General features: G+C 73.5%; 16 protein-coding genes. 9 read left to right on the top strand and 7 right to left on the bottom strand.

The features are described from left to right. Positions 1-25: 25 nt before the first annotated feature. Complete coding sequence (locus QP089_RS35470; RefSeq protein ID WP_285917796.1) at positions 26-1,669, bottom strand: GMC oxidoreductase; 1,644 nt, start codon at positions 1,667-1,669, stop codon at positions 26-28. A gap of 278 nt (positions 1,670-1,947) precedes the next feature. On the opposite strand from QP089_RS35470, the gene QP089_RS35465 reads away from it, so the two are divergent. Then, positions 1,948-2,379: a VanZ family protein gene (locus QP089_RS35465; RefSeq protein ID WP_285917794.1), complete on the top strand. Its 432-nt coding sequence runs from the start codon at positions 1,948-1,950 to the stop codon at positions 2,377-2,379. A gap of 169 nt (positions 2,380-2,548) precedes the next feature. On the opposite strand, the gene QP089_RS35460 is transcribed toward QP089_RS35465, so the two are convergent. Beyond that, a complete protein-coding gene (locus QP089_RS35460; protein ID WP_285917792.1) occupies positions 2,549-4,063 on the bottom strand; it encodes a nitroreductase/quinone reductase family protein in 1,515 nt (504 codons plus the stop codon). Positions 4,064-4,242: 179 nt separating this feature from the next. Between QP089_RS35460 and QP089_RS35455 the strand changes: the two genes are divergently transcribed. From QP089_RS35455 to QP089_RS35420, 8 genes are read left to right on the top strand one after another with little or no spacing between them, the layout of a single operon-like run. Beyond that, positions 4,243-5,412 carry a Gfo/Idh/MocA family protein gene (locus tag QP089_RS35455; RefSeq protein WP_285917790.1) on the top strand — a complete coding sequence of 390 codons (1,170 nt, stop codon included), beginning with the start codon at positions 4,243-4,245 and terminating at the stop codon, positions 5,410-5,412. Beyond that, positions 5,409-6,260, top strand: coding sequence for a TIM barrel protein (locus tag QP089_RS35450; protein WP_285917788.1), 852 nt, complete (start codon positions 5,409-5,411; stop codon positions 6,258-6,260). Before QP089_RS35455 ends, QP089_RS35450 begins: the two co-directional genes overlap by 4 nt. Next, positions 6,257-7,213: a 5-dehydro-2-deoxygluconokinase gene (gene iolC, locus QP089_RS35445; protein ID WP_285917786.1), complete on the top strand. Its 957-nt coding sequence runs from the start codon at positions 6,257-6,259 to the stop codon at positions 7,211-7,213. Before QP089_RS35450 ends, iolC begins: the two co-directional genes overlap by 4 nt. After that, positions 7,210-8,067 carry a 5-deoxy-glucuronate isomerase gene (gene iolB, locus QP089_RS35440; protein ID WP_285917784.1) on the top strand — a complete coding sequence of 286 codons (858 nt, stop codon included), beginning with the start codon at positions 7,210-7,212 and terminating at the stop codon, positions 8,065-8,067. The genes iolC and iolB overlap by 4 nt, the downstream gene beginning before the upstream one ends. Continuing rightward, positions 8,064-9,914 (top strand): 3D-(3,5/4)-trihydroxycyclohexane-1,2-dione acylhydrolase (decyclizing), encoded by a 1,851-nt coding sequence (gene iolD / locus QP089_RS35435; RefSeq protein ID WP_285917782.1) that lies wholly within the window; start codon positions 8,064-8,066, stop codon positions 9,912-9,914. The genes iolB and iolD overlap by 4 nt, the downstream gene beginning before the upstream one ends. A gap of 49 nt (positions 9,915-9,963) precedes the next feature. After that, positions 9,964-10,956: a sugar ABC transporter substrate-binding protein gene (locus tag QP089_RS35430; RefSeq protein ID WP_285917780.1), complete on the top strand. Its 993-nt coding sequence runs from the start codon at positions 9,964-9,966 to the stop codon at positions 10,954-10,956. Continuing rightward, positions 10,953-12,005 (top strand): ABC transporter permease, encoded by a 1,053-nt coding sequence (locus QP089_RS35425; protein ID WP_285917778.1) that lies wholly within the window; start codon positions 10,953-10,955, stop codon positions 12,003-12,005. Before QP089_RS35430 ends, QP089_RS35425 begins: the two co-directional genes overlap by 4 nt. Further along, positions 12,002-12,847, top strand: a complete 846-nt coding sequence (locus tag QP089_RS35420; protein WP_285917776.1) for an ATP-binding cassette domain-containing protein — start codon at positions 12,002-12,004, stop codon at positions 12,845-12,847. Before QP089_RS35425 ends, QP089_RS35420 begins: the two co-directional genes overlap by 4 nt. A gap of 45 nt (positions 12,848-12,892) precedes the next feature. Here the strand turns inward: QP089_RS35420 and QP089_RS35415 are convergent, their stop codons facing one another. From QP089_RS35415 to QP089_RS35395, 5 genes are all read right to left on the bottom strand, one after another. Then, positions 12,893-14,605, bottom strand: coding sequence for a serine/threonine-protein kinase (locus tag QP089_RS35415; RefSeq protein WP_285917774.1), 1,713 nt, complete (start codon positions 14,603-14,605; stop codon positions 12,893-12,895). A 66-nt stretch (positions 14,606-14,671) separates the two neighbouring features. Continuing rightward, a complete protein-coding gene (locus QP089_RS35410; RefSeq protein ID WP_285917773.1) occupies positions 14,672-18,034 on the bottom strand; it encodes a hypothetical protein in 3,363 nt (1,120 codons plus the stop codon). A 55-nt stretch (positions 18,035-18,089) separates the two neighbouring features. After that, positions 18,090-21,188 (bottom strand): chromosome partitioning protein ParA, encoded by a 3,099-nt coding sequence (locus QP089_RS35405; protein ID WP_285917772.1) that lies wholly within the window; start codon positions 21,186-21,188, stop codon positions 18,090-18,092. Then, positions 21,185-21,841 (bottom strand): DprA-like winged helix domain-containing protein, encoded by a 657-nt coding sequence (locus QP089_RS35400; protein ID WP_285917770.1) that lies wholly within the window; start codon positions 21,839-21,841, stop codon positions 21,185-21,187. The genes QP089_RS35405 and QP089_RS35400 overlap by 4 nt, the downstream gene beginning before the upstream one ends. Then, positions 21,834-22,568 (bottom strand): hypothetical protein, encoded by a 735-nt coding sequence (locus QP089_RS35395; protein ID WP_285917769.1) that lies wholly within the window; start codon positions 22,566-22,568, stop codon positions 21,834-21,836. Before QP089_RS35395 ends, QP089_RS35400 begins: the two co-directional genes overlap by 8 nt. Position 22,569: the final 1 nt, after the last annotated feature.

Below are 22,569 nucleotides of genomic sequence, written 5' to 3'. Positions count from 1 at the left end.
GTCCGGTGCGGGCGTTCCGCACGTTTCAGGCCAGGTCCGTCTTGATGATCTTCTCGATGTTCCGCTCGGCCAGCGCGGTGATCGTGATGAACGGATTGACGCCGGTGCTGCCCGGGACGAGCGACCCGTCGATCACGTAGAGGCCGGGGTGGCCGGGCAGCCGGCCGTAGCCGTCGGTGGCCTGCCCGAGGACGCAGCCGCCGAGCGGGTGGTAGACGAAGTCGTCGCCCCAGATCTTGTAGGAGCCGAACAGGTCGGTCCGGTAGATGGTGCCGGCCTTGCTGTTGATCTTGTCGAAGACGCGCTTGGCGGCGTCGATGGACGGCTGCGTCCAGGACGACTGCCACGACAGGCCGACCTTGCCGGTGCCGGAGTCGAACGTGAACCTCGCCCGGTTCGGGTTCTTGGTGATGGCGAGGTACAGGCTGATCCACAGTTCCGTGCCGGCGGGGAACGGGGCGATCTCGGCGAACACCGGGCCGTTCGGGTCGGTCCAGTTGTCGATGCCCATCGCCGGGATCGTGGACTGGTCGGCGCCGGTGGTGTCCCAGACGTGGTTGGCGCGGGCGACCATCACGTTGCCGTTGTTGCCCCAGCCGCCGCCGACCGCGTCGGGCAGGTTCGGCAGGCGGCCCTGCGCCTTCATGGCGACCAGCAACTTCGGTGTGCCGACGCTGCCCGCCGCGAAGAACACCCGGTCCGCCGTGACGGTCTTGCGCGCGACGGTGTTGCCGGCGGTGTCGATCTGCGTCATCTCGACCGTGTAGCCGCCGCCTTGCGCGGGCGCGACACCCGTGACGGTGTGCAGCGGGCTGATGGTCAGCCGTCCGGTGGCGGCCGCCGCGGCGAGGTAGGTCTTGTCCAGCGAACGCTTGCCGTAGTTGTTGCCGTAGATGACCTCCTGCGCGAGCGCCGACTTGGGCTTGGTCCCGGTGTCCTCCTGCTTCATGTAGCCGAAGTCGTAGACGTTCGGGACGAACGTGGTCCCGAACCCGGCCGCCTGGGCGCTGTCCCGCCCGACGCGCGCGAACCGGTACCACTTCGTGGACTCGAACCAGGAGGGGTCGATGGTGTTCACGCCGAGCGTCGCGTTGGCGCGCGGGAAGTACGTGCCGTACATCTCGTCCGCGTTGACCGACGGCAGGATCTCCTCGAAGTACGCGCGCTTGGGCGTGACGGCCATGCCGCCGTTCACCAGCGAGCCGCCGCCGACGCCGCGTCCCTGGTAGACGCGCGTGTGGGCGAACGACTCCGAGTCCAGGACGCCCGCGTACCGGTCGATGTCCTTGTTGGCGTCGGCGCCGAGGAAGTACCCGACGGGCTGGTCGGTCCTGGTACGGAACCAGTACGAGCGCCCGTCCGGCTTGAGCAGCGTGCTGAAGACCTTGCCGTCCGAGCCGGGGGACGTCCAGCTCTGTCCCATCTCGACGATGTGGGTGGCGATGCCCGCCCTGGTCAGCCGCAGGGCGGCTACCGCGCCGCCATAGCCGCTGCCGATGACCAGCGCCGGAACCCGGTCGCCGTCCGCGATCACCCTGTCCGGCGCCGCCGCGGCGGCCGTCCGCCACGACGGCAGGAGCAGCGCGCCCGCTGCGGCGCCGGTTCCTGCGAGGAACCTGCGGCGGGTGATCCCCGAATCGACGGCATGCCGCCGCCCATGACCGGCCATGGCGCAACCTCTCTCACCGAGGACGTTCCGTGAGGGGGCCTCGCGCCGGCCGCCCGCGATCGGTGTGACTCCGATCACGCCGAATCATGCGCTCGCTCGGTTCGCCTGTCAACGTCCGATTTCGACTGGTTTCGGACATGCCCTAAACCGGCCTGCGGTCCCTGGATCGAGGCCCGTAATCCCGCTGGACGCTTAGCCGGCCGTGGAGCGGGGACCAGCGCGAGATGTTGGTGGAAATGTGGCAGCCGGCGGAACGCGGCGAACGGGCCCCCTGGTACGTGCTCGCGATCCGCACTTTGGTCGTGATGATAGCGCTCGCCATTCTGGCGGTGTTCTTCTATTTCGCATTCCGGCTCACGCTGACGCCCGTCCACGACCACGGACAGGCCGGCGGCAATCTCCACCCCGGGCGCTCGCTCCGCTTCTACATGAACCGTCCGACGAAGGAGGCGTTCCTTCAGATCGGCGGTAACGTCGCGCTCCTGGCACCGCTCGGCGTGCTGCTGCCGATCGTCTGGAAGTCGCTGCGCGGCCCGATCCGCCTGGCCCTGGTGACCGGCGCGTTCTCGCTGGCCATCGAGACCGTCCAGGGCGCCGTCGTCATCGGCCGCGCCTTCGACATCGACGACGTCATCCTCAACGTCGCCGGAGTGCTGATCGCCTACTTCCTCATCGGCCGCCGCCTCTCGAAAAAGGTCCGCGGCTCCTGAGAAAACCGCGCGATTTCGACCCGGAGTGCGCTCCGTCGAATCATATTCACGCGGCGACGCATTGATTCCGGATTCGGCGCGCACAGCACCGCCGCCGACGTTCTCGACGGCATCGACTTCCCGCGCGGCGGAACGGTTGTGTCGGCGGGCCCGACCGGCCTCGACGCCTTCAGCGGGGCGTGAGGCGGAAGACCCTCAGCTGCCGGTCGGCGCGTTCGACGTAGCGGTCGTAGACGGGCCAGATGGCGGTGAGGCGCGGCCAGGCCTCGGCGCGCTCGTCGTCGTCGAGCAGGTGCGCGGTCACCGGGGTGGTGCGGCCGCGGAAGCTGACCTCGGCGTCGGGGTTCTTGATGAGGTTGCCGGTCCAGGCCGGGTGCTTCTCGCGGCCGAAGTTGGAGCCGACGACGAGCCAGCCGTCGCCGTCGGGCAGGCAGGCCAGGGGCGTCTGCCGGCGCAGGCCGCTGACGGCGCCGGTCGTGGTGAGGACCAGGCTCGGGACGAGGAGCTGGCCGAGCATGGCCCGGCCGCCGGTGAGCCGGTGCAGCGCCCGGTCCACGCGCGGGACGATCTTGGGGCCGACCTTGGCGAACCAGCCGGCGCCGGAGATCCGCTGGAACACCGGGCCCAGCGTGCGCTGGATCAGGGTGGGGCGGGCCGCCGCGCGCTCGGCGGGGACCAGCCGGCCGGCCCGGCGCGGGTTCAGGTGGCCGCTCTCGGCCAGCCAGCGCAGGCTGTCGGCGACGCTCTCCTCGACGGGCCGCAGGGTGAGGTCGAGGGCCTCCAGGATCGGGCGGTCGTCGGTGGGGACGAGCGTGACCATGAACTCGGCGGCGTCGCGGGTGAGCGGGTAGTCGAACGGCCGGACGCGCTTGGCGGCGTCGAGCGCGGAGCCGAGCGCGAGCATCGCGCCGTTCGGCACGCGGACGCGGCGGCACTTCACGCCGGTCAGCGCGTCGCACAGGTCGGCGTACTGCGGCCAGGTGAGGTAGTGGCCGCCGAGCACCCAGCGGCTCGGGCCCTGCCGGGCCTCGACGGTGCGGGCGAGCGCGGTGCCGAGGTCGCGGACGTCGACGACCGACACGCCGCCGCCGGGCAGCGGCCACAGCTTGCCGAGCGCGCCGGCGAGCCCCTCGTTCAGCGCGTCGAGGTGCGGCTGGTCGGGGCCGCAGACGCCGCCGGGGTAGACGATCGTCACCGGAGCGCCCTCGTCCTGGAGTTCGCGGACGTAGTTCTCGGCGGCCAGCTTCGACCTGCCGTAGTCGGTGCGCGGGCTCGCGAGCGGCGAGTCGGCGGTGATGACGGGCCCGGACGGGGGCACGAAGATCCCGATCGTCGACACGTGCACCACGGGGTCCAGGCCGCGGGCGACGGCTCCGCCGATCACGTTGCGGGTGCCGGTGACGTTGACCTCGACCAGGTCGCGGTGGGCGCCGGTCACCCCGATCGCGGCGGCGGTGTGGATCGCGGCGTCGCACCCCTCCAGCCCCTCGGCCACGGCGGCGGCGTCGAGCATGTCGCCCGGGACCAGTTCCACCTTCTCGGCCCGGACGCCGATCGACTCCAGCACCTTGGCCGCCCGGCCGGGGTCGCGGACGAGCGCGCGCGGACGGTGCCCGGCGGCCAGCAGGGCGCGGACGGTGTGGGAGCCGACGAACCCGGAGGCGCCGGTGACGAAGACCCGCATGGACACAAACTAGCGCTTGGTGTTCGCTGGGCGACAGCCCGGGGCGGGGCTGCTTCCAGAGTAGTCGGCCGGGTTTCGGACACTTCATTTACCGGCGGCGCGCACGCCCGGCCGTTGACGCCCCTGGAACGCTCCAGCACACTCGGGACTCACCTGACCGCCGACCGGGGAGGGGTTCCATGAGGATCGGACTGGCCGGCGCGGGGCGCATCGGTGCGCGCCACGCCGCGGCCCTGTGCGAACTGCCCGAGGTGGAGGCGCTGGTCGTCGCCGACGCGGACGCCGCGCGCGCCCGCGCCCTGGCGGCCCGCCTCACCGGAGCCCGGAGCGGAGCGGCGGCGATCAGGCCCTCTGTTCCGGCGGGTGGTCCTCCCGCAGAAGTGCAGGCCGGCGTCCGGAGCGGAGCGGCGGCGGAGGGGAAGGCCGCGGTCAGGCCGTCTCCCGCGGGGGGCGGCTCCTCTGCAGGGATGCAGAGTGGGGCGCCGGAGGTTCGGGCGGCGGAGGATGTCGCGGAGTTGTTCACCGCGGGGCTGGACGGGCTGGTCGTGGCGGCCGCGACGGACGCGCACGCCGATCTGGTCGAGCGGGCGCTTGCGGTCGGAATGCCCGTCTTCTGCGAGAAGCCGCTCGCGTCCGATATTGCTGGAACGTTCCAAATCGTCGCGGCCGCGAAGAAGGCCGGGGTCCCGGTCCAGGTCGGGTTCCAGCGCCGGTTCGACGCCGGGAACGCCGCCGCGCGCGAGGCGCTCGCGTCCGGGCGGCTCGGCTGGCTGCACACCGTCCGGTCGTGCAGCTTCGACCCGGCGCCGCCGCCCGCCGAGTACGTCCCGACGTCCGGCGGGCTGTTCCGCGACTGCGTCATCCACGACCTCGATCTGATCCGCTTCGTCACCGGCCGCGACGTCGTGCGGGTGATGGCGTCCGGCGCCAACCGCGGCGAGGACTTCTTCCGCGACAGCGGCGACGTCGACACCGGGTCGGCGCTGCTCGTCCTGGACGACGGGACGCTCGCGCAGGTGTCGGCCACCCGCTACAACGCCGCCGGGTACGACGCGCGGCTCGAACTGTTCGGGTCCAAGGACAGCATCGTCGCGGGCCTGGACGAGCGGACGCCCGTCACCGCGGTGCCCGAGCGGGGCGAGGCGCCGAGGGATCCCTACGCCGGGTTCCTCGAACGGTTCTCCGACGCCTACGACGCCGAGCTGCGCGCCTTCGTCGACGTCGTCGCCGGGCGGCGCGCCAACCCCTGCCCGCCCGAGGACGCCCTGGAGGCGTTCTACCTCGCCGAAGCCTGCGAGCTGTCCATGCGGGAGGGCCGCATCGTCGGGGCCGAGGAGGTGCGGCGATGAGGATCGCGGGCGCGCCGATCTCGTGGGGCGTGTGCGAGGTCCCCGGCTGGGGCCACCAGATGGCGCCCGCGCGGGTCCTGGCGGAGATGCGCGACCTCGGGCTCGCGGCGACCGAGCTTGGCCCGGAGGGGTTCCTGCCGTCCGGGCGGGACGAGCGGGAGGCGCTGCTGTCGTCCTACGGCCTGGGGCTCGTGGGGGCGTTCGTCCCGGTCGTCCTGCACGACCCGGACCGCGACCCGATGCCGGAGGTCGAGCGGGCGCTCGACGGCATGGGCGGCGTGCTCGTGCTGGCCGCCGCGACCGGGCTGGACGGCTACGACGGGCGGCCCGCCCTCGACACCCGGGCCTGGGCGACGCTGCTGTCCAACCTCGACGCGATCACCGCGCGGGCGGCGCGGCGCGGCCGGCTGGTGGCGCTGCATCCGCACGTCGGGACGGTCGTGGAGACCCGGGCCGACGTCGAGCGGGTGCTGTCGGGGTCCGGGGTCCCGCTGTGCCTGGACACCGGCCATCTGCTGGTCGGCGGCACCGACCCCGCGTGGCTGACCCGGTTCGCGGCGGCGCGCATCGCGCACGTCCACCTCAAGGACGTCGACGCCGCGCTCGCCGCCCGCGTGCTGAACGGTGAGGTGACCTATACCGACGCGGTGCGCGGCGGCCTCTACCGGCCGCTCGGCGAAGGGGACGTTGACATCCCCGGCATCATCGCGACCCTGGAGGGCGCCGGATACGGAGGCTGGTACGTCATGGAGCAGGACGCCGTGCTGACCGCGGAGCCGCCGGCGGGCACCGGCCCCTACCGTGATGTCCGCGCCAGCCTGGACTACCTCGCCGGAGCCGCCCGATGACCTACGACCTGATCACGATGGGCCGGGTGAGCGTGGACGTCTACCCGGACCAGGTGGGCAGGCCCCTGGAGGACGTGGAGTCGTTCGGGAAGTACCTCGGCGGCAGCCCCACCAACGTCGCGGTGGCGGCGGCGAGGTACGGCCGCCGCGCCGCCGTGATCACCCGCACCGGTGCGGACCCGTTCGGCCGGTTCGTCCGCAAGGCGCTGCGGGAGTACGGGGTGGACGACCGTTTCGTCGCGTCCGTCCCGGGCCTGCCGACGCCGCTGGCGTTCTGCGAGATCTTCCCGCCGGACGACTTCCCGCTCTACTTCTACCGCTACCCGAAGGCCCCCGACCTGGAGATCCATCCGCACGAGCTGGACCTGGACGCGATCAGGCGGGCCCGCGTCCTGTGGGCGACCGTGACCGGGCTGTCGCAGGAGCCCAGCCGCGAGGCCACCCTCCTCGCGCTCGGCGCGCACTCGGTGTCCGCCGGGACGGGGCACACCGTCATCGACCTCGACTACCGGCCGATGCTGTGGGCCGACCCGGCGGAGGCGCCGCGCTGGGCGGGCGAGGCGCTCGAACGGGCGACGGTGGCGGTCGGCAATCTGGAGGAGTGCGAGGTCGCGGTGGGGAAGCGGGAGCCGGAGGCGGCGGCCCGCGCGATCCTCGACCGCGGCCCGGCCCTCGCCATCGTGAAGATGGGGCCGGACGGCGTGCTCGCCGCCACCCGCGGGCGGACGGTGCGGGTCCCGCCGGTCAAGGTGGACGTGGCGAACGGGCTCGGCGCGGGCGACGCGTTCGGCGGCGCCGTCTGCCACGGCCTGCTCGCCGGCTGGGACCTGGAACGGGTCATCGCGTTCGCGGGCGCGGCCGGGGCCATCGTCGCCTCCCGCATCGCGTGCTCGGCCGCGATGCCCACCGAGGACGAGGTCGACGCGCTGCTGGCGGAAAGGGCGATCGGATGAAGCATCACCTGCCGGCGGGCACCGCGGTGGAGGCCCCGTACGGAGTCGTCGTGACGCCGGAGTCGGCGGGCTGGGCGCACACCGCGCTGCGCGTGCTGGATCTGCCCGACCCGGGCGGCCACACCTTCGGCACCGGCGACTTCGAGATGATCGTGTTGCCGCTGGCCGGGTCGTGCGCGGTGGAGTGCGACGGCGAGCGGTTCGAGTTGGAGGGCCGCGCCGACGTCTTCGACCGGGTCAGTGACTTCGCCTACGTGCCGCGCGACGCGCGGGTGACCGTGCGCGGGCGGGGCCGGTTCGCGCTCGCCGCCGCCCGCTGCCAGGCGCGCCTCGAACCCCGCTACGGTCCGGCCGAGGACGTCCCCGTCGAGCTGCGCGGCGCGGGCCCGGCGAGCCGGCAGGTCAACAACTTCGGCACGCCCGAGGGGTTCCCGTTCGCCGAGAAGCTGATCGCGTGCGAGGTGCTCACGCCGGGCGGCTGCTGGTCGTCGTTCCCGCCGCACAAGCACGACGAGGAGGGGCCGGACGAGGCGGTCCTGGAGGAGATCTACTACTTCGAGGTCGCCGGCGGCGGCATGGCCTACCAGCGCGTCTACGGCACGCCGGAACGGCCGGTCGACGTGCTGGCGGAGGTGCGCGGCGGCGACGTCGTGCTGATCCCGCACGGCTGGCACGGCCCGTCGATGGCGGTGCCGGGCCACGACCTGTACTACCTGAACGTGATGGCCGGGCCGTCGCCGGAGCGCGCGTGGCGGATCTGCGACGATCCCGCGCACGCGTGGATCCGCGAGACCTGGCAGGGGCAGCCGATCGATCCGCGGCTGCCGCTCACCTCTGCGAAGGGACGCTCATGAGGCTCACGGTCGGGCAGGCCGTCGTCCGTTTCCTCGCGGCGCAGTGGTCGCAGCGGGACGGTGAGGAGCGGCGCTTCTTCGCCGGCTGCTTCGGCATCTTCGGCCATGGGAACGTCGCGGGCATTGGGCAGGCGTTGCTGGAGTACGGCGAGGAGATGCCGTACTACATGGCGCGTAACGAGCAGGCCATGGTGCACACGGCGTCGGGATACGCGCGGATGAGCGACCGGTTGTCGACATTCGCGTGTACGACGTCCATCGGACCGGGCGCGACGAACATGGTCACCGGCGCGACACTGGCCACCATCAACCGGCTGCCGGTCCTGCTGCTGCCGGGGGACATCTTCGCCACCCGTCCGGCCAATCCGGTCTTGCAGGAGCTTGAGGACGCCCGTTCCTATGACGCGTCCGTCAACGACTGCTTCAAGCCCGTCTCCAGGTACTGGGACCGCATCAACCGTCCTGAGCAACTCCCCAGCGCGTTGCTGGCGGCGATGCGCGTCCTGACTGATCCTGCGGAAACGGGCGCGGTCACCTTGGCGCTGCCCCAGGACGTACAGGCGGAGGCGTGCGACTGGCCGGACGAGCTGTTCAGGCGCCGCGTCTGGCGCATACCGCGCACGCTCCCGGAACCGGCCGCGCTGGAAGAGGCGTCCGCGATCCTCCAGAAAGCCGAACGCCCTCTCATCGTGGCGGGCGGCGGCGTCATCTACTCGGGCGCGACCGACGACCTACGCGCCTTTGCCGAACGGACCGGCATTCCCGTCGCGGAGACACAGGCCGGCAAGGGCGCGCTCCCCTGGGACCACGAACGTTCGGTCGGTGCCATAGGCGCGACGGGAACGACCGCAGCGAACGCGTTGGCGCGGGAAGCCGACGTCGTCATCGGCATAGGAACCCGCTACAGCGACTTCACGACCGCGTCCCACAGCCTGTTCGCCAACCCGCGCGTGCGGTTCGTCAACGTGAACGTGGCGCGGTTCGACGCCGCCAAGCTCGCGGCCACCATGGTCGTGGCGGACGCCCGCGAAGGCATCCGCGGCCTGAACGCCGCCCTCGTCGGGTACGCCGTGCCGAACGCCTACAAGCACGAGACTGCCGCCCTGATGGCCCGCTGGAACAGCACGGTGGACGAGGCGTACGCACCGCAGGACCGCCCCCTCCCGGCCCAGGCAGAGGTGATCGGCGCCGTCAACGAGGCGAGCGGCCCGCGCGACGTGGTGGTCTGCGCGGCCGGGTCGATGCCGGGCGATCTGCACAAGTTGTGGCGGGCGCGCGATCCCAAGGGCTACCACGTCGAGTACGGCTACTCGTGCATGGGCTACGAGATCGCCGGCGGGCTCGGCGTGAAGATGGCCGACCCGTCCCGCGAGGTGTTCGTCATGGTCGGCGACGGCTCGTACCTGATGATGGCGCAGGAACTCGCCACGGCCGTCGCCGAGGGCGTCAAGCTGGTCGTCGTGCTCGTGCAGAACCACGGGTTCGCCTCCATCGGGAACCTGTCGGAGTCGGTCGGCGCGCAGCGGTTCGGCACCCGCTACCGCGCCCGCACCGGCACCGGGCTGGACGGCGACCCGCTCCCGGTCGACCTGGCCGCCAACGCCGCGAGCCTCGGCGCCGACGTGCTCCGTGCGTCCGGCATAAAGGAGCTGCGCGAGGCGCTGCGCCGGGCCCGCGAAAGCGACCGCACCACGGTCGTGCACATCGAGACCGATCCGCTGATCGACGCCCCCGGCAGCGAGGCGTGGTGGGACGTCCCGGTCGCCGAGGTCGCGTCGCTGGACTCCACCCGCGAGGCGCGCGCCCGATATGAGAAGGAACTATGGTCGCGCCGCCGCCATCTGTGATCAACTCTCGTCCGGGAGCCCTTGTCTCGGGGGAGAACGGAGAGCGTCCATGAAAGGCGTGTTCACGCGAACGCCGGTCAGGAGCCTGGCGGTCCTGGCCGTCGCCGGGATGCTGACGCTCGGCGCGTGCAGCAGCAGCGGCGGCAAGAAGGCCGAGGAGAAGGCGACCGGCGGGGGCGGCCCCCGGCTGAAGATCGCGATGGTCACCCACTCCGCGCCCGGCGACACCTTCTGGGACATCGTGCAGAAGGGCGCCAAGGCCGCCGCCGCAAAGGACAACGTCCAGTTCCTCTACTCGGCCGACCCCGACGGGGGCAAGCAGGCCCAGCTCGTCCAGACGGCGATCGACCAGAAGGTCGACGGCATCATCGTCACCCTCGCCAAGCCCGACGCGATGAAGGACGCCCTGGCCCGCGCCGCCGCCGCGAAGATCCCCGTCGTGTCGATCAACTCCGGCGCCGAGGACTCGGCGCGGCTCGGCGCGCTCGCCCACTTCGGGCAGGACGAGTCGATCGCGGGCGAGGCGGCCGGGCAGCAGCTGGCGAAGATCGGCGTGAAGAAGGCGCTGTGCGTGGTGCACGAGCAGGGCAACGTCGGCCTGGAGAGCCGCTGCGCCGGCGCGAAGAAGACCTTCTCCGGCGACCTGCAGAACCTGTACGTGCAGGGCAGCGACATGCCGCAGGTGAAGTCGTCGATCACCGCCAAGCTGCAGTCGGACAAGAGCATCGACGGGATACTCACGCTCGGCGCCCCGTTCGCCGCGACCGCCGTCGACTCGGTCAAGGAGACGAGCAGCAAGGCCAAGGTCGCCACGTTCGACCTGAACAAGGACCTGATCGCCTCGATCAAGTCCGGTGACATCCAGTTCGCCGTCGACCAGCAGCCCTACCTCCAGGGCTACGAGGCCGTCGACGAGCTGTGGCTGTACCGCACCAACGGCAACGTGCTCGGCGGCGGACGCCCCGTGCTGACCGGCCCCGCGATCGTCACCAAGGACAACGCCGCCTCGCTGGAGGCCTTCGCCCAACGGGGCACCCGGTGACGCAGGCGGTCGCCCCGCCGCCCGCGGCGGTCCCGGACGAGCGGCTGGCCCGGCAGTCGCCGCTGCGGCGGCTGCTGCGCCGGCCCGAGTTCGGCGCGCTGCTCGGCGCGGTCGCGGTGTTCGTGTTCTTCTCGCTGGTCGCCGACGCGTTCCTGCAGGCCGACTCGTTCTCGACCGTGCTGTACGCGAGCTCGACGTTCGGGATCATGGCGGTCGGGGTGTCGCTGCTGATGATCGGCGGCGAGTTCGACCTGTCCGCCGGGGTGCTGGTGACGACGTCCGCGCTGGTCGCGGCGCTGGTCAGCTACCAGCTCACGCTGAACCTGTGGGTCGGCGTGGCCATCTCCCTGGTCGTGACGCTGGCGGTCGGCGCGCTGAACGGCCTGCTCTACATCAGGACGGGCCTGCCGAGCTTCATCGTCACGCTCGCGACGTTCTTCATGCTGGCCGGGGCGAACCTCGGCGTGACGAAGGCGGTCACCGGGAACGTCGCGTCCGACTCCGTCCGGGACATGGACGGCTTCGAGAGCGCGCGCAAGGTGTTCGCCTCCGACATCGGCGTCGGCGGCGTCAACGTCAAGATCACGGTGTTCTGGTGGCTGCTGTTCGTCGCGGTCGCCACCTGGATCCTGCTGCGCACCCGGCTCGGCAACTGGATCTTCGCGGTCGGCGGGGCGGCCGGCAGCGCCCGCGCGGTCGGCGTGCCCGTCGCCCGGACGAAGATCGGCCTGTTCATGGGCGTGGCGTTCTGCGGCTGGTTCTCCGGGATGCACCTGCTGTTCGCGTTCGCCACCGTCCAGTCGGGCGAGGGCGTCGGCAACGAGTTCAACTACATCATCTGCGCGGTCATCGGCGGCTGCCTGCTGACCGGCGGCTACGGGTCGGCGATCGGCGCGGCGATCGGCGCGTTCATCTTCGGCATGGTGAACAAGGGCATCGTCTACGCCGAGTGGAACCCCGACTGGTTCCGGTTCTTCCTCGGCGCGATGCTGCTGATCGCCACCGTGGTCAACCTGATCGTGCGGCGCAGAGTGGAGCGGTCGACATGACGGACACCGGGGAGGCGCCGCCGCTGGTCAGGCTGGAGGGCGTCGGCAAGAACTACGGCAACGTCATCGCGCTGCGGGACGTGACCCTGGAGGCGTCCGCGGGCGAGGTGACCTGCGTGCTCGGCGACAACGGCGCCGGCAAGTCCACCCTCATCAAGATCGTCGCCGGGCTGCACCGGCACGACCTCGGCACCTACGAGGTGCAGGGCGAGCCGGTGGCGTTCTCCTCGCCGCGCGACGCGCTCGACCGCGGCATCGCTACCGTCTACCAGGACCTCGCGGTCGTCCCGCTGATGCCGGTGTGGCGGAACTTCTTCCTCGGCTCGGAGAAGCGCAAGGGGTTCGGCCGCATGGACATCGGCTTCATGCGCCGCACCGCCAAGGACGAGCTGGCCGCGATGGGCATCGACCTGCGCGACGTCGATCAGCCCATCGGGACGCTGTCGGGCGGCGAGCGGCAGTGCGTGGCGATCGCCCGCGCCGTGTACTTCGGCGCGAAGGCGCTGGTGCTGGACGAGCCGACGGCCGCGCTCGGCGTCAAGCAGGCCGGGACCGTCCTGCGCTACATCGTGCAGGCGCGCGAGCGGGGCCTCGCGGTCGTCTTCATCACCCACAACCCGCACCACGCCTACCCCGTCGGCGACCGCTTCCTGATCCTCAACCGGGGCCGCCCGATCGGCTACCACACCAAGGCCGAGATCACCCGCGAGGAGCTGACCGCGCTCATGGCGGGCGGCGCCGAGCTGGAGCAACTCGCGCACGAGCTGGACGCCGCCGCGTCCGGTGGCGCCCCCGCGAAGGAACTGGCGGAGGGCGCCGACCTGCTCCGCAAGACCGACTGATTACGGCGCGGCGGGCCGCCGGACGGGCGACCCGCCGCGCGCCGGTCAGGTCCAGGTGGCGCCGGCGAGGACGCTGTCGAGGCCCGGAGTGCTCCACTGGTCGACGATCAGGATCTTCGACTGCGGGAAGTACCACATCCGCTCCACATAGGAGATGGACGTGCGGCGCGAGGGGCCGTACCCGTCCGGGTCGCGGGTGGTCTTGTCCCGCGTGTAGCAGGGGACGCGCCATTCGCGGTACTCCGCCTTGCGCGGCCCGACGGGCGCGAGCCGGTCGGCGGTCTTCACCGCGCCGTACGCCGCCCCGACGGCGCGCAGCTCGTCGTGGTCGGGGCAGTTCATCCCCTCGTCCTGCGTGAACATCGAGGCGTAGGTGTCGGTCCTGCTGAAGGGGTTGGCGATGTATCCCGACGGGTCGGTGAGCAGGCTCGCGCCGTACACGCGGAAGCCCGGGCACCAGGCCTGGCTGGCGGCGAGCGACACTTCGAGCGCGTCGGTCTTCTTGCACGTCGTCCAGGTGCTCACGTAGTAGCTGTCGGGCTTGCGCCCCAGGTGCTCGCCGGACGGGGTGTAGGGGATGAGATGCGCCTTCCAGGTGGCGGGCGCGCGCACGGTCAGCGGTCCGATCCGCAGCGGCACACCGGATGGCGTCGGGCTGGCCGCGGCGGCGTGATGGGGCGCCGGGCCGGGCTGGGCGGCGCGGTAGGCGGCGGCTCCGCCGACCGCGGTCCCCGCGACGGCCGTGGCCGCGATCGCCACCGACGCCTTGGTGCCGACGGCCGCCAGCACCCCGCCGGCCCCCGCCGAACCCGCCGAGCCCGCGGCCCCTGCCGCTCCGGCCGAGCCAGCCGCTCCGGCGGCGGCGCCCGCGCCCGCGCCGGCCGGGAAGAGCCCGGCCGCGGCCAGCGGGAACAGCGCGGCGAGCGCGACGGCGGCGCCCGCGAGCACGCGCACGCCCCGCGACTCCCAGTCCGGTCCGTAGGCCGCGCCCGCGACGTCGTCCAGGTGCCCGACGAACGCCGAGGCGCTGACCGGGCGCTCCGCCGGGTCCTTGGCCATGCCGCGGGCGATCAGCGGGCGCAGCGGCTCGGGAACGTGCTCGGCGGGCACGGCCTCGTGGAGATGCCCGGCCATGATCGACGCGCGGTCGCCGGTCCCGTACGGGCGGCGGCCGGTGAGCGCCTCGTAGAACACGCACGTCGCGGCGTACACGTCGGTCGCGGGCGTGGCGGGCTCGCCGCGCCACTGCTCGGGCGCCATGTACAGCGGCGTGCCCTCGGCGGACGCGGCGCCCGCCACGACGGCGATCCCGAAGTCGATGAGCCTGCTGCGGCCGTCCGCCGGGACGATCACGTTCGCGGGCTTGTAGTCCCGGTGCACGACCCCGGCGGCGTGCGCGGCGGCGAGCCCGAGCAGCGACCCCTTCAGCACGGTGAGCGCCGCCTCCGGCTCCAGCGGGGCGTGCCTGCGCAGGATCTCCTTGAATGGGACACCGTCCACCGCCTCCATGACGATGGCGATGTCGTCACCGTGCTCGACGAGCCGGTACAGCCGCGCCACGTTGGGATCGTCGACGCGGCCGAGCATGCGCGCCTCGTCCCGGAACCGGTCGCGCGCCTCAGGGCCGGCGTCGGCCGTCAGGTACTTGATGGCGACCGGCGTGCCGCGGACCGCGTGCCGCGCCAGCACGACGCGGCCCTGCGCGCCTCGCCCCAGCTCCCGTACCTCGTCGAACTCCGGGACACGCCACTGCGCCACCGCCGACCCCTTCGGTTCGTCCCGATCGATCCACCCATGTGACGCCCGGCACCGGCAGAAGGTTGATCACTCCTGCGCGGTCCGGATGCGGCGGGCGGTGAACGCCACGTCGGGGTCGGGATGGGCGCGCAGCGAGCGCAGCAGGGAGCGCCACGCGTCGGGCCAGCCCGCGCGGGGCGCGTGGCCGCCGGTGAGCGCCGCGGCGAACAGGCCGCCGGCGAGGTCGCCGCGCGCGGCGAGGCGTTCGGCGTGGGGGAGCACGTCCTCGGGGTCGGGCGCGTCGTCCGGGACGCTGATGTACTCCGCGAACTCGTCGTCCCAGTCGTCGTCCGCCCAGGGGATGAGGGCCTCGGCGACCTGGCGGACGGCCAGGGCGCCGCCGGTGCAGCGGCCCGCCAGGGCGTCGAGGGCGGTGGCCGCGTCGGGCGCGTCCCAGCGGAACGTCGCGGCGGCCAGCTCGCCGGCGAGATCGGCGGGAAGGCGGCCGTCCAGGGCGGCGATGGCGCGCTCGGCGGTGTCGCGGTCACGGCTCGCCGCCTCGCGTACGGCCTCGACCAGCGCCGACAGCCGCTGGAACGCGGGCAGGTCCCGTTCGGCGCCGGCGTCGGGCTCGTCCGGCTCGGCGGCCAGCGCGGCCGCGGCCGCGCCGAGTTCCGGCGCTCCGAACCCGTCGACGACGCAGCGGACCAACGCGTCGAGGGCCGGCCGCCAGCCGTGCGCCGCGCCGAGGCCGGTGACGAGAGCGGACAGCACGGACGGAGCGTCCGGTGCCCACGGCGCCCACGGCGGGACGTTCGGCAGCGCGGCGTCGCGGGCCTCGGCGTCGTCGGAGCGGGCCACCCGCAGGACCAGCGAGGCGTAGAACCCGCGGAACCGCTCGTCGACGCTCAGCGGCGGCGTGCCGAGCACCTGCCGGGCGAGGTCGCGCGGGCCGCCCGCCGCCTCGGTGAGGATCCGGCGGGCGGCGTCCTCGGCCAGGTGCGGGCGGACCGCCGAGACGATCGCGGCGCGGACGTCCCGGTGCTGGCCCGGGTCGTCCCACGCGGCGGCGACCAGGGCGAGGGCGTCCGGGACCCGGTTGTGCAGCAGGATGCGCAGCGCCTCCTTGCGCGCGGTGATCTTCCCTTCGCGCAGCGCCGGACCGAGCGTCGCCGCGAGAGCCGAGGGCGGGACGAACCGGGCAGCGCGGGTCATCGCGTACATGGCGACGTGCGCGTGGTCCGTGGCGGCGTGCGCGAGCAGGTCCGGCAGGACGGCCTGCGGGGACGCCGTCCACGCCACCGCCGTCAGCGCGGCCCGGCAGAGCCCGTCGTCATCGGAGGCCAGGTAGCGACGGAGCCGTTCCGCGTCCACGCCCGGGACGGTGGCGATGGCCCGTACCGCGCCCTCCCGCGCGTGCCCGGGCTGCGTCGCGTCCCCGGCCACGCGGGTGAGTAGGCCGAGGTAGGCGTCGCGCTGCCGGGACGTCCAGCGGCGCATCCAGGACGGCCGCATGTGCGGGACGTAGGCGACGTCCGCCCGTTGGAACCGCCCGGACGGGGCGCTCCCGCCGAGCACCAGGTGCAGCAGATCGGTGCGCTCGCGAGCGATCGTCGCCAGGACTGCCGGGACGGCGACGGCCGACGCGTCCTTGGCGATGACCCGGTCGACGCGTTCGGCGCGGGCGCCCGGGGGAGCGAGCCACAGTTCGATGGCGTCCCGGAGGACGGCGTCGCTGCGGGCGTCGAGCGCTGCTTCCAGCGCGTCCTGGAACGGCTGCACGTGGTGCGCCCTGCGGCCCAGCGCGCGCACGAGCAGCAGCGCGAGCCGGTGGTCGTCGCGGCGCGCGGCCGCCTGGAGGTAGGGCGCGAGCGTGACGGCGAGGCGGTGCTCCTGGCCGTGCCGCAGGGCGCGGTCGAGGCGTCCGAGATGGATCGCTCCGGCGTGGCCGATGAGCCGCTCGACGAGGTCCAGCCCGAACACGACCAGGTCGGCGTCGTCGCGGACGGCGCCCTGGCGGCAGAACGCGGCGGCGATCCGGCCGAGCGCCTGCCGGGTGAGGAACGAGCAGTCGCGGGCGGCCAGCGCGTCGTCGGCGAACCGCCCGACCGCCGCCGCGTGCTCGGCGCGCAGCAGGCCCTCCGGAACGTTCGCGAGCGCGTTCAGCGCCGAATACCGGACGGGATCCTGCTCGTTGCGCAGCCGGACGAGCGACTCCAGCATCGCGGTCACCGTGCCGGGATCGCGGCTGCGGCCCGCGCACGCGATGAGCAGCGCGTATCCGGTGGCGCGGTCGTCGGCGTCCGGGCGGCGCGTCAGCGCGCCGAGGACGGGCAGCGCCTCGTCGTAGGGGAGGAACGCGGTGATGCTCCAGGACCGCGCCGGCGCCTCGGAGATCCGCTGCAGGCCCAGCATCCGGCGTGCCTCCCGGATCCTGACCGCGTGCGGCAGGACGTCGAGGAGCGGCTCGTCGAGTTCGGCGGCCGACAGGTCCACGCCGACCATCGCCGCGTCGAACACGTGCTCGCGGCGGGACGGCGGGAACGCCTTGAGCAGCAGGCGGAGCGCGGTCCCGTCCTCGCGCACGGCGTGGGCCACCAGCGTCACGCTGTCGTTGTCGAGCTTCGCCAGCCGGTCCCGGACCGACCTGCGCCACAGCAACCGCCGCAGCGAACCGCGGTAGCGCTCGGAGGTCAGCAGGCGCACCATGCGGTCGGGCTCGGCGTCCAGCAGCAGCCCGGCCTTCGCATCGAGCGCGTACGGCAGGCTGCGGCCGGTCCCGTACCGCTCCAGGAGGCCGACGACGCGTCCGGGATCGTGGCTCGCCGCCGCCGCGATACCGGCCCCGTGCAGGGACCACCATCCGGCGCGGAGCGAATCGCCCGCCTCCGCGAGCCGCTGCTCCGCGTGGTCCAGCATGATGCCGGGATGGGCGCCCCCGAGGGACGCCCAGTTCGGCACAGCGCGCGCCGTCGCGTCGATCCGCTCCGCCACGACCTCGCTGCTGCAGGTGGGCAGCAGCGCGGCGGCCTCCTCGATGCCCCAGCGGTCGGCGACCGGTCCGACGAGCGCGTCCGCCAGGTCCGTGCGCCACCACTTGCGGACGGCGTCGTAGATCGCCGACCGGATCGCCGCAGGCGCGTCGCCGAGCCTGGCGAGGAACGGCTCCGGGCCGTCCCCGTAGCGGACGGCCAGCCGGATCGCCGCGCACGCCAGCTCCGCGTCCGGATCGCCGGTGGCGCGGGCGATGTGGTCGAGCGACGCCGCGTCCCGCACGGCCGACGCGACGAACAGCGCCAGCGACCGCTCGTAGTGGCCGCGCTCCGCCAGCTCGTCCAGCAGGGCCGCGAGCTCCGGCGTTCCGGCCTGCCCGCGCAGGCCCGCCACGCGGCGGCAGCGCTCCCCGAACGGCAGCGGTTCGACTTCGGTCAGGAGCTCGTCAGCACGCATGGCGCGCATCCTGCCGGATCCACCGCCCGCCTTCACGCCATTTACGGTGCTTTGTTTACGGTGCTTCGTCGGGTACTTCCGCCCTCGCCCGGGTGATCGCCTCCGCCAGCTTCCGGACGCGCGGCTCGTGCTCGTCGTAGCCCACGACGACCGGCGGCTCGTTGTACGGCATCGTGTCCGACGAGCGGCGCAGCTTCACATACTGCCCGCACGCGTCGATCGCGTACGGCTCCATGTCGTCCTGCAAGGCGCCGATCACCGTGATGCCGTGTGTCTCGCCGATCTTGCGGAACAACGCGACGGCCTCCTTGCGGTGCTCCTTGCCGAGGTTGCGGCCCAGCTCGTCCAGCACCAGGCACAGCCGCCCGCCGCCGGAACTGGCCAGCGCCGCCGCGCACACCAGCTTGACCGCCTTCTCGTCCATCAGCGCGGTGTTAGCGCGCCGGTTATAGGGGACGTAGCGCTGCCCGTCAGAACGCCGCCATTTCGGCGTCACCCGCCAGCGCCACTCCTGTTCCGGATCACCCGGCTGCTCCGGCGTGGGGAACTCCAGCGTCGCGCCGTAGCCGCCATAGGTGACGTCGAGCTTTTCGAACTCCTCCGACACCCGCTGCAGGCGCGCGCGGATCGCGGCGGTCAACGCGGTGCGGTGCGCCTCCGCGGCGCCCACCGCCTCCATCGCGCCCTTGCGCGCCTTCTCCAGATCGGCGTGGCGCCCGGACAGCTGTACCTCGATCTGCCGCCGCTGATGCTTCTCGTAGTCCTCCTGCCGGCGCAGATAACTTTCAAGCGATTTCACCAGGCGCGGGAACGTCGCCTGCTCGCGGTCGGTGCGGCGGCCCTCGCCCTCGGCGCGCTCCCGCAGCAGGAACCGCGTCTCCTCCGGCATGTCCTCATCGGACGCGCCGTCCGGGAACACCCGCCGCAGCGCCTCCGACAGATGCTTCTCCGCCGTGTGCCACCACTCGGCGGGCGTCCACGTCGCCTCGTCGTCATCGAGGCCGGACAGCCACTCGGCGGCGCCCTCACGGGACCCGCCCCACTCCTTCTCCAGCTCCTCCAAGCCGAGCCCCGCGCGCTTGTCGGCCAGCTCCGACGCCTTGCGCCGCACCTGGTCGCGCTCCCGGTCGTGCGCCTCCTTGCGGCCGCGCAGCCGGTCGACCTCCAGCGCCCGCGTGTCCGCCTTCGCCTGGAGCCGCCGGACGGCCTGCTCCGCCGATCCGAGGCGCGGCCCCAGCTTCGACTCGCTGCTCGCCAGCTCCTCCAGCTGCGAGCGCAGCTCCGCCATCCTGTCGTGGACGGCGTCCAGCTCGTCCGCCGCCTGCGCGCCCGCGAGGCGCCGTCCCGCCCGCGCCACGTCGGCGGCGGCGTCGGCCGTCGCCTGCCGCGCGTTCTCCAGGGCCTCCTTCGCCGCCTCCAGCGCGGCCCGCGCCGCCTGCACGCGCGCGACCCGTCCCGTCACCGGCTCCGGGAAACCGCCGACGATGACGACGCCCTTCGCATCGCCGTCGAAGGAGGCGAAGAAGTTCGCCAGCGGCAGCGGGCACCGGATCCCCTCGGGAAGGCCGGGCGCCGGCTCACCGCCCGGATCCAGCTCCCCGCCCGCCGGGACGATCATCGAGCCGGGCAGGCCCTTCAGCGCGCCGACCGCCGCGTCGAGATCGTCCGTCCCGACCACGACGGCCTCCCGGTACGGCCACAGCGCCGCCTCCCACCGGTCCCGGACGTCCTCCGCCAGTTCCACCGCGTCCAGCAGCCCCACCGCCGCGATCCCGGCGCCGGCCAGCGCCCGGATCTGCGCGGGCGCGCTGCCCGCGCCCGCCTCGGCCTCCGCCAGCGACCGCTCCGCCCGCGCGAGCGCGCCGCGCGCCATCCCGAACTCCTGCTGCGCCTCGTCGCGGCGCGCCTCGGCCTCCGCCAGCTCCGCCTTCGCGGCGGCGCCGTCCCGGCCGTCGGCCTCCCGCCGCCGCTCCTCCAGCGCCGACACCTGCCGGCGCAGCTCCTCCAGCCGGTTGCGGGCGACCGCCTTGTCCGCACTGAGCTTGTCGGCCTGCCCCTTCAACTCGGCCAGCGCCGCGCCCGCCTCACCGAGCTGCGCGTCCAGCGCACCCCCGGTCAGTTGCTCGATCTCCCGCTCCGCCGCCTTCGCCGCGGCCGCCAGCTCCTCCGCCTCGGCGCGCAGCGCCTCCTGCTCGGCGGCGTGCGCGGCATCGGCCTCCGCCGCGTCCGCCAGCAGGCGCGCCTGCCGCGTCCGCCAGTGCCGCAGCGCCGCCGCGACCTCCTCGCGCGCGCGGTCACGCCGGTCGAACGTCTTCAGCATCGCCGCAGCCTCGCGCTCCCACTCCGCGAGCCGCTCGGCAGCCTCCGCCGCCTTCGCGCGCTCCCGGTGCTCCTCCGCACGCGACTTGCGCTCGGCCTCCAGCTCCCGGTCCAGCCCGGTCAGCGCCGCGATCGCGCTGAAGATCCGCTCCGGGCTGATCTCGTTCAGCGGCTGCGACAGCAGGTTCGTCGCGACCTTCGAGCGCACCGACGTCGACAGGAACGACACGCACCGCACCTGCCCGCCGTACAGGACGCGGCCGAGGTCCTTCGCCACCAGGTCGCGGCGGCCGGCGCTGCGCGGCAGGCCCGCCCACAGCCGGTCGGCGAGCGCGACCCGCCCGGCCTCCGACGGCGCCGACGCCAGGTACACGCCCTCCTGCCAGCGGATCTCCAGGTGCGGCGCGTCCACGTTCACCCGCAGCCACACCGTCAGCGCGGTCTCGCCTTCGCTCTCACTCTCGGCGGGGTCGGCGTAGTCGAAGACGCCCACGATGTAGCCGTGGTCGGCGCTCGCCCACTGGCTGTCGCCCTGCGCCGCCAGCTCCGCGTTGAACAGCAGCTCCGCCACCGCCCGCGCGCCCGACGCGAACCGCCACTGCTCGTCGCCCAGCAGCGCCGTGATCGCCGCGATGAACGACGACTTGCCCGCGCCGTTGGAGTCCTTCGGGCCCTGCCCCGCCACCACGATCAGCGTCCCCGGCACGGTCGGCACCGGATGCGTCGACAGCCGCGAGATGTTCACCGCCTGCACCGCCACCAGCGTCCGGTCGCCGACGACGTTCTCGGCGTCCCGGGCGGGCCCCGGCACCAGCGGTTCCAGCACGGCCGTCATCCGTTCTCCCCCTGCTCGCGTTCCCGGCCCCGCCGCCGCGCCCGGATCGCCGCCGCCAGCGGCGAGTCCGGACCGGCGGCCAGGATCAGCTCCTCCTGCAGCCGCCTGCGCGCCGCCGGCGTCAGCCGGTGGAACTGCGGCCCCGGCACGAACCCGCCGGAGTCGTCCGCGCCCGCCTTGACCTGCGACACCAGCCCCGCCAGCCGCAGCCGCCGCAGCGCAGCGTCCAGCTCCCCGACGGGCAGTTGCGTCCGCCGCCTCAGCTCCTCCACCGGCGTCGGATACGGCGACAGCCACGAGTCGTCCTCCAGCAGCCCCGCCGCCCGCGGGATCGCCACCGAATGGATCAGCACCAGCGTCAGCACCGCCCGCTCCTGGACGGGGGGCACGCACTCCTCGTCCTCCGCCAGCTCGGCCGCGACGTCGTCCCGGTAACCCGAGATCCACGACGTCTGCTCCGACCGGACCAGCGTCCGGCCGCTCAGCGCGAGCATCTCCTCGACCGTCCGCCGCAACGCCGGCTCCCGCAGCGCCGGGAACCGCACCTCCGGCACCGGCTCCGCCGCGTGCTCCACCGCCATGTACGCCGCGACGAGCTCGGCGCGCCGCCGCTCGTCATAGCCCCGCAGCAGCCCGTCGAACAGCTCACTCACCGCCGCTCCCCGGGCCGTCCCCGCTTCCGGGCTCCGCGCCGCGCGGCGAGTTATCCACAGATGAAGATTCTTTCGCCGTTGCCGCCGGGGCTGCGGCAGGCTCGTTCACGGAAGGTGACTCGAACACCACAGGAGGCGCGGATGACGCACGTTCCATCTCCGGCTCTGCCGGGGTCTCGTCGGCCGAGGCCGGCGCGTCCGGTTCCGGGCGCGGAGGCTCGGGGAGGCGGTGCATCAGGGTGCGCAGAGACGACAGGCTGTGCTCGGCCCAGAGAGAAACCCGGGGGCCTGGGCGGACGGTGCCGCCCCCTTCGCCGGTGGCCTCGTCCAGCAGAAGCCACCCGGTCTCGGCCAGGCGGCGGAGTTCACCGGTGGCCCAGCGGCGTGCGAGGTCGGCGTCGCCCCGCGACATGCCCGCGTACACGTCCAGGACGGCTGCGACCGTCGACGGCGTTCCAGGCCACGGCGCGTCGTCCAGCCGGGTCCAGCAGCAGCGCAGCGCCGCCGCCAGGACGCGGCGCGCCTGACCCGCGCGGTCCAGCGGCATCGGCGCGGTCTGGTACTCCTCCAGAAGGGCGGGCGTGGCGCCGTCCGGCCACACCGGCAGCAGCCACACGCGGTCGCCGTCCGTGGCCGCGGCCGTGCCCGACGGGACGGGATCGGCCGCGGCGACCGACGGGGCGCCGAGCACGCGGGCCCTGGCCCGCTCGAGTACCTGCGGGTCCACG

The sequence above is a fragment of the Actinomadura opuntiae genome, assembly GCF_030283205.1.
Classification (GTDB): domain Bacteria; phylum Actinomycetota; class Actinomycetes; order Streptosporangiales; family Streptosporangiaceae; genus Spirillospora.
The sequence above is the reverse complement of the archived record's forward strand: the minus strand, read 5'-3'. Positions and strand labels throughout refer to the sequence as shown.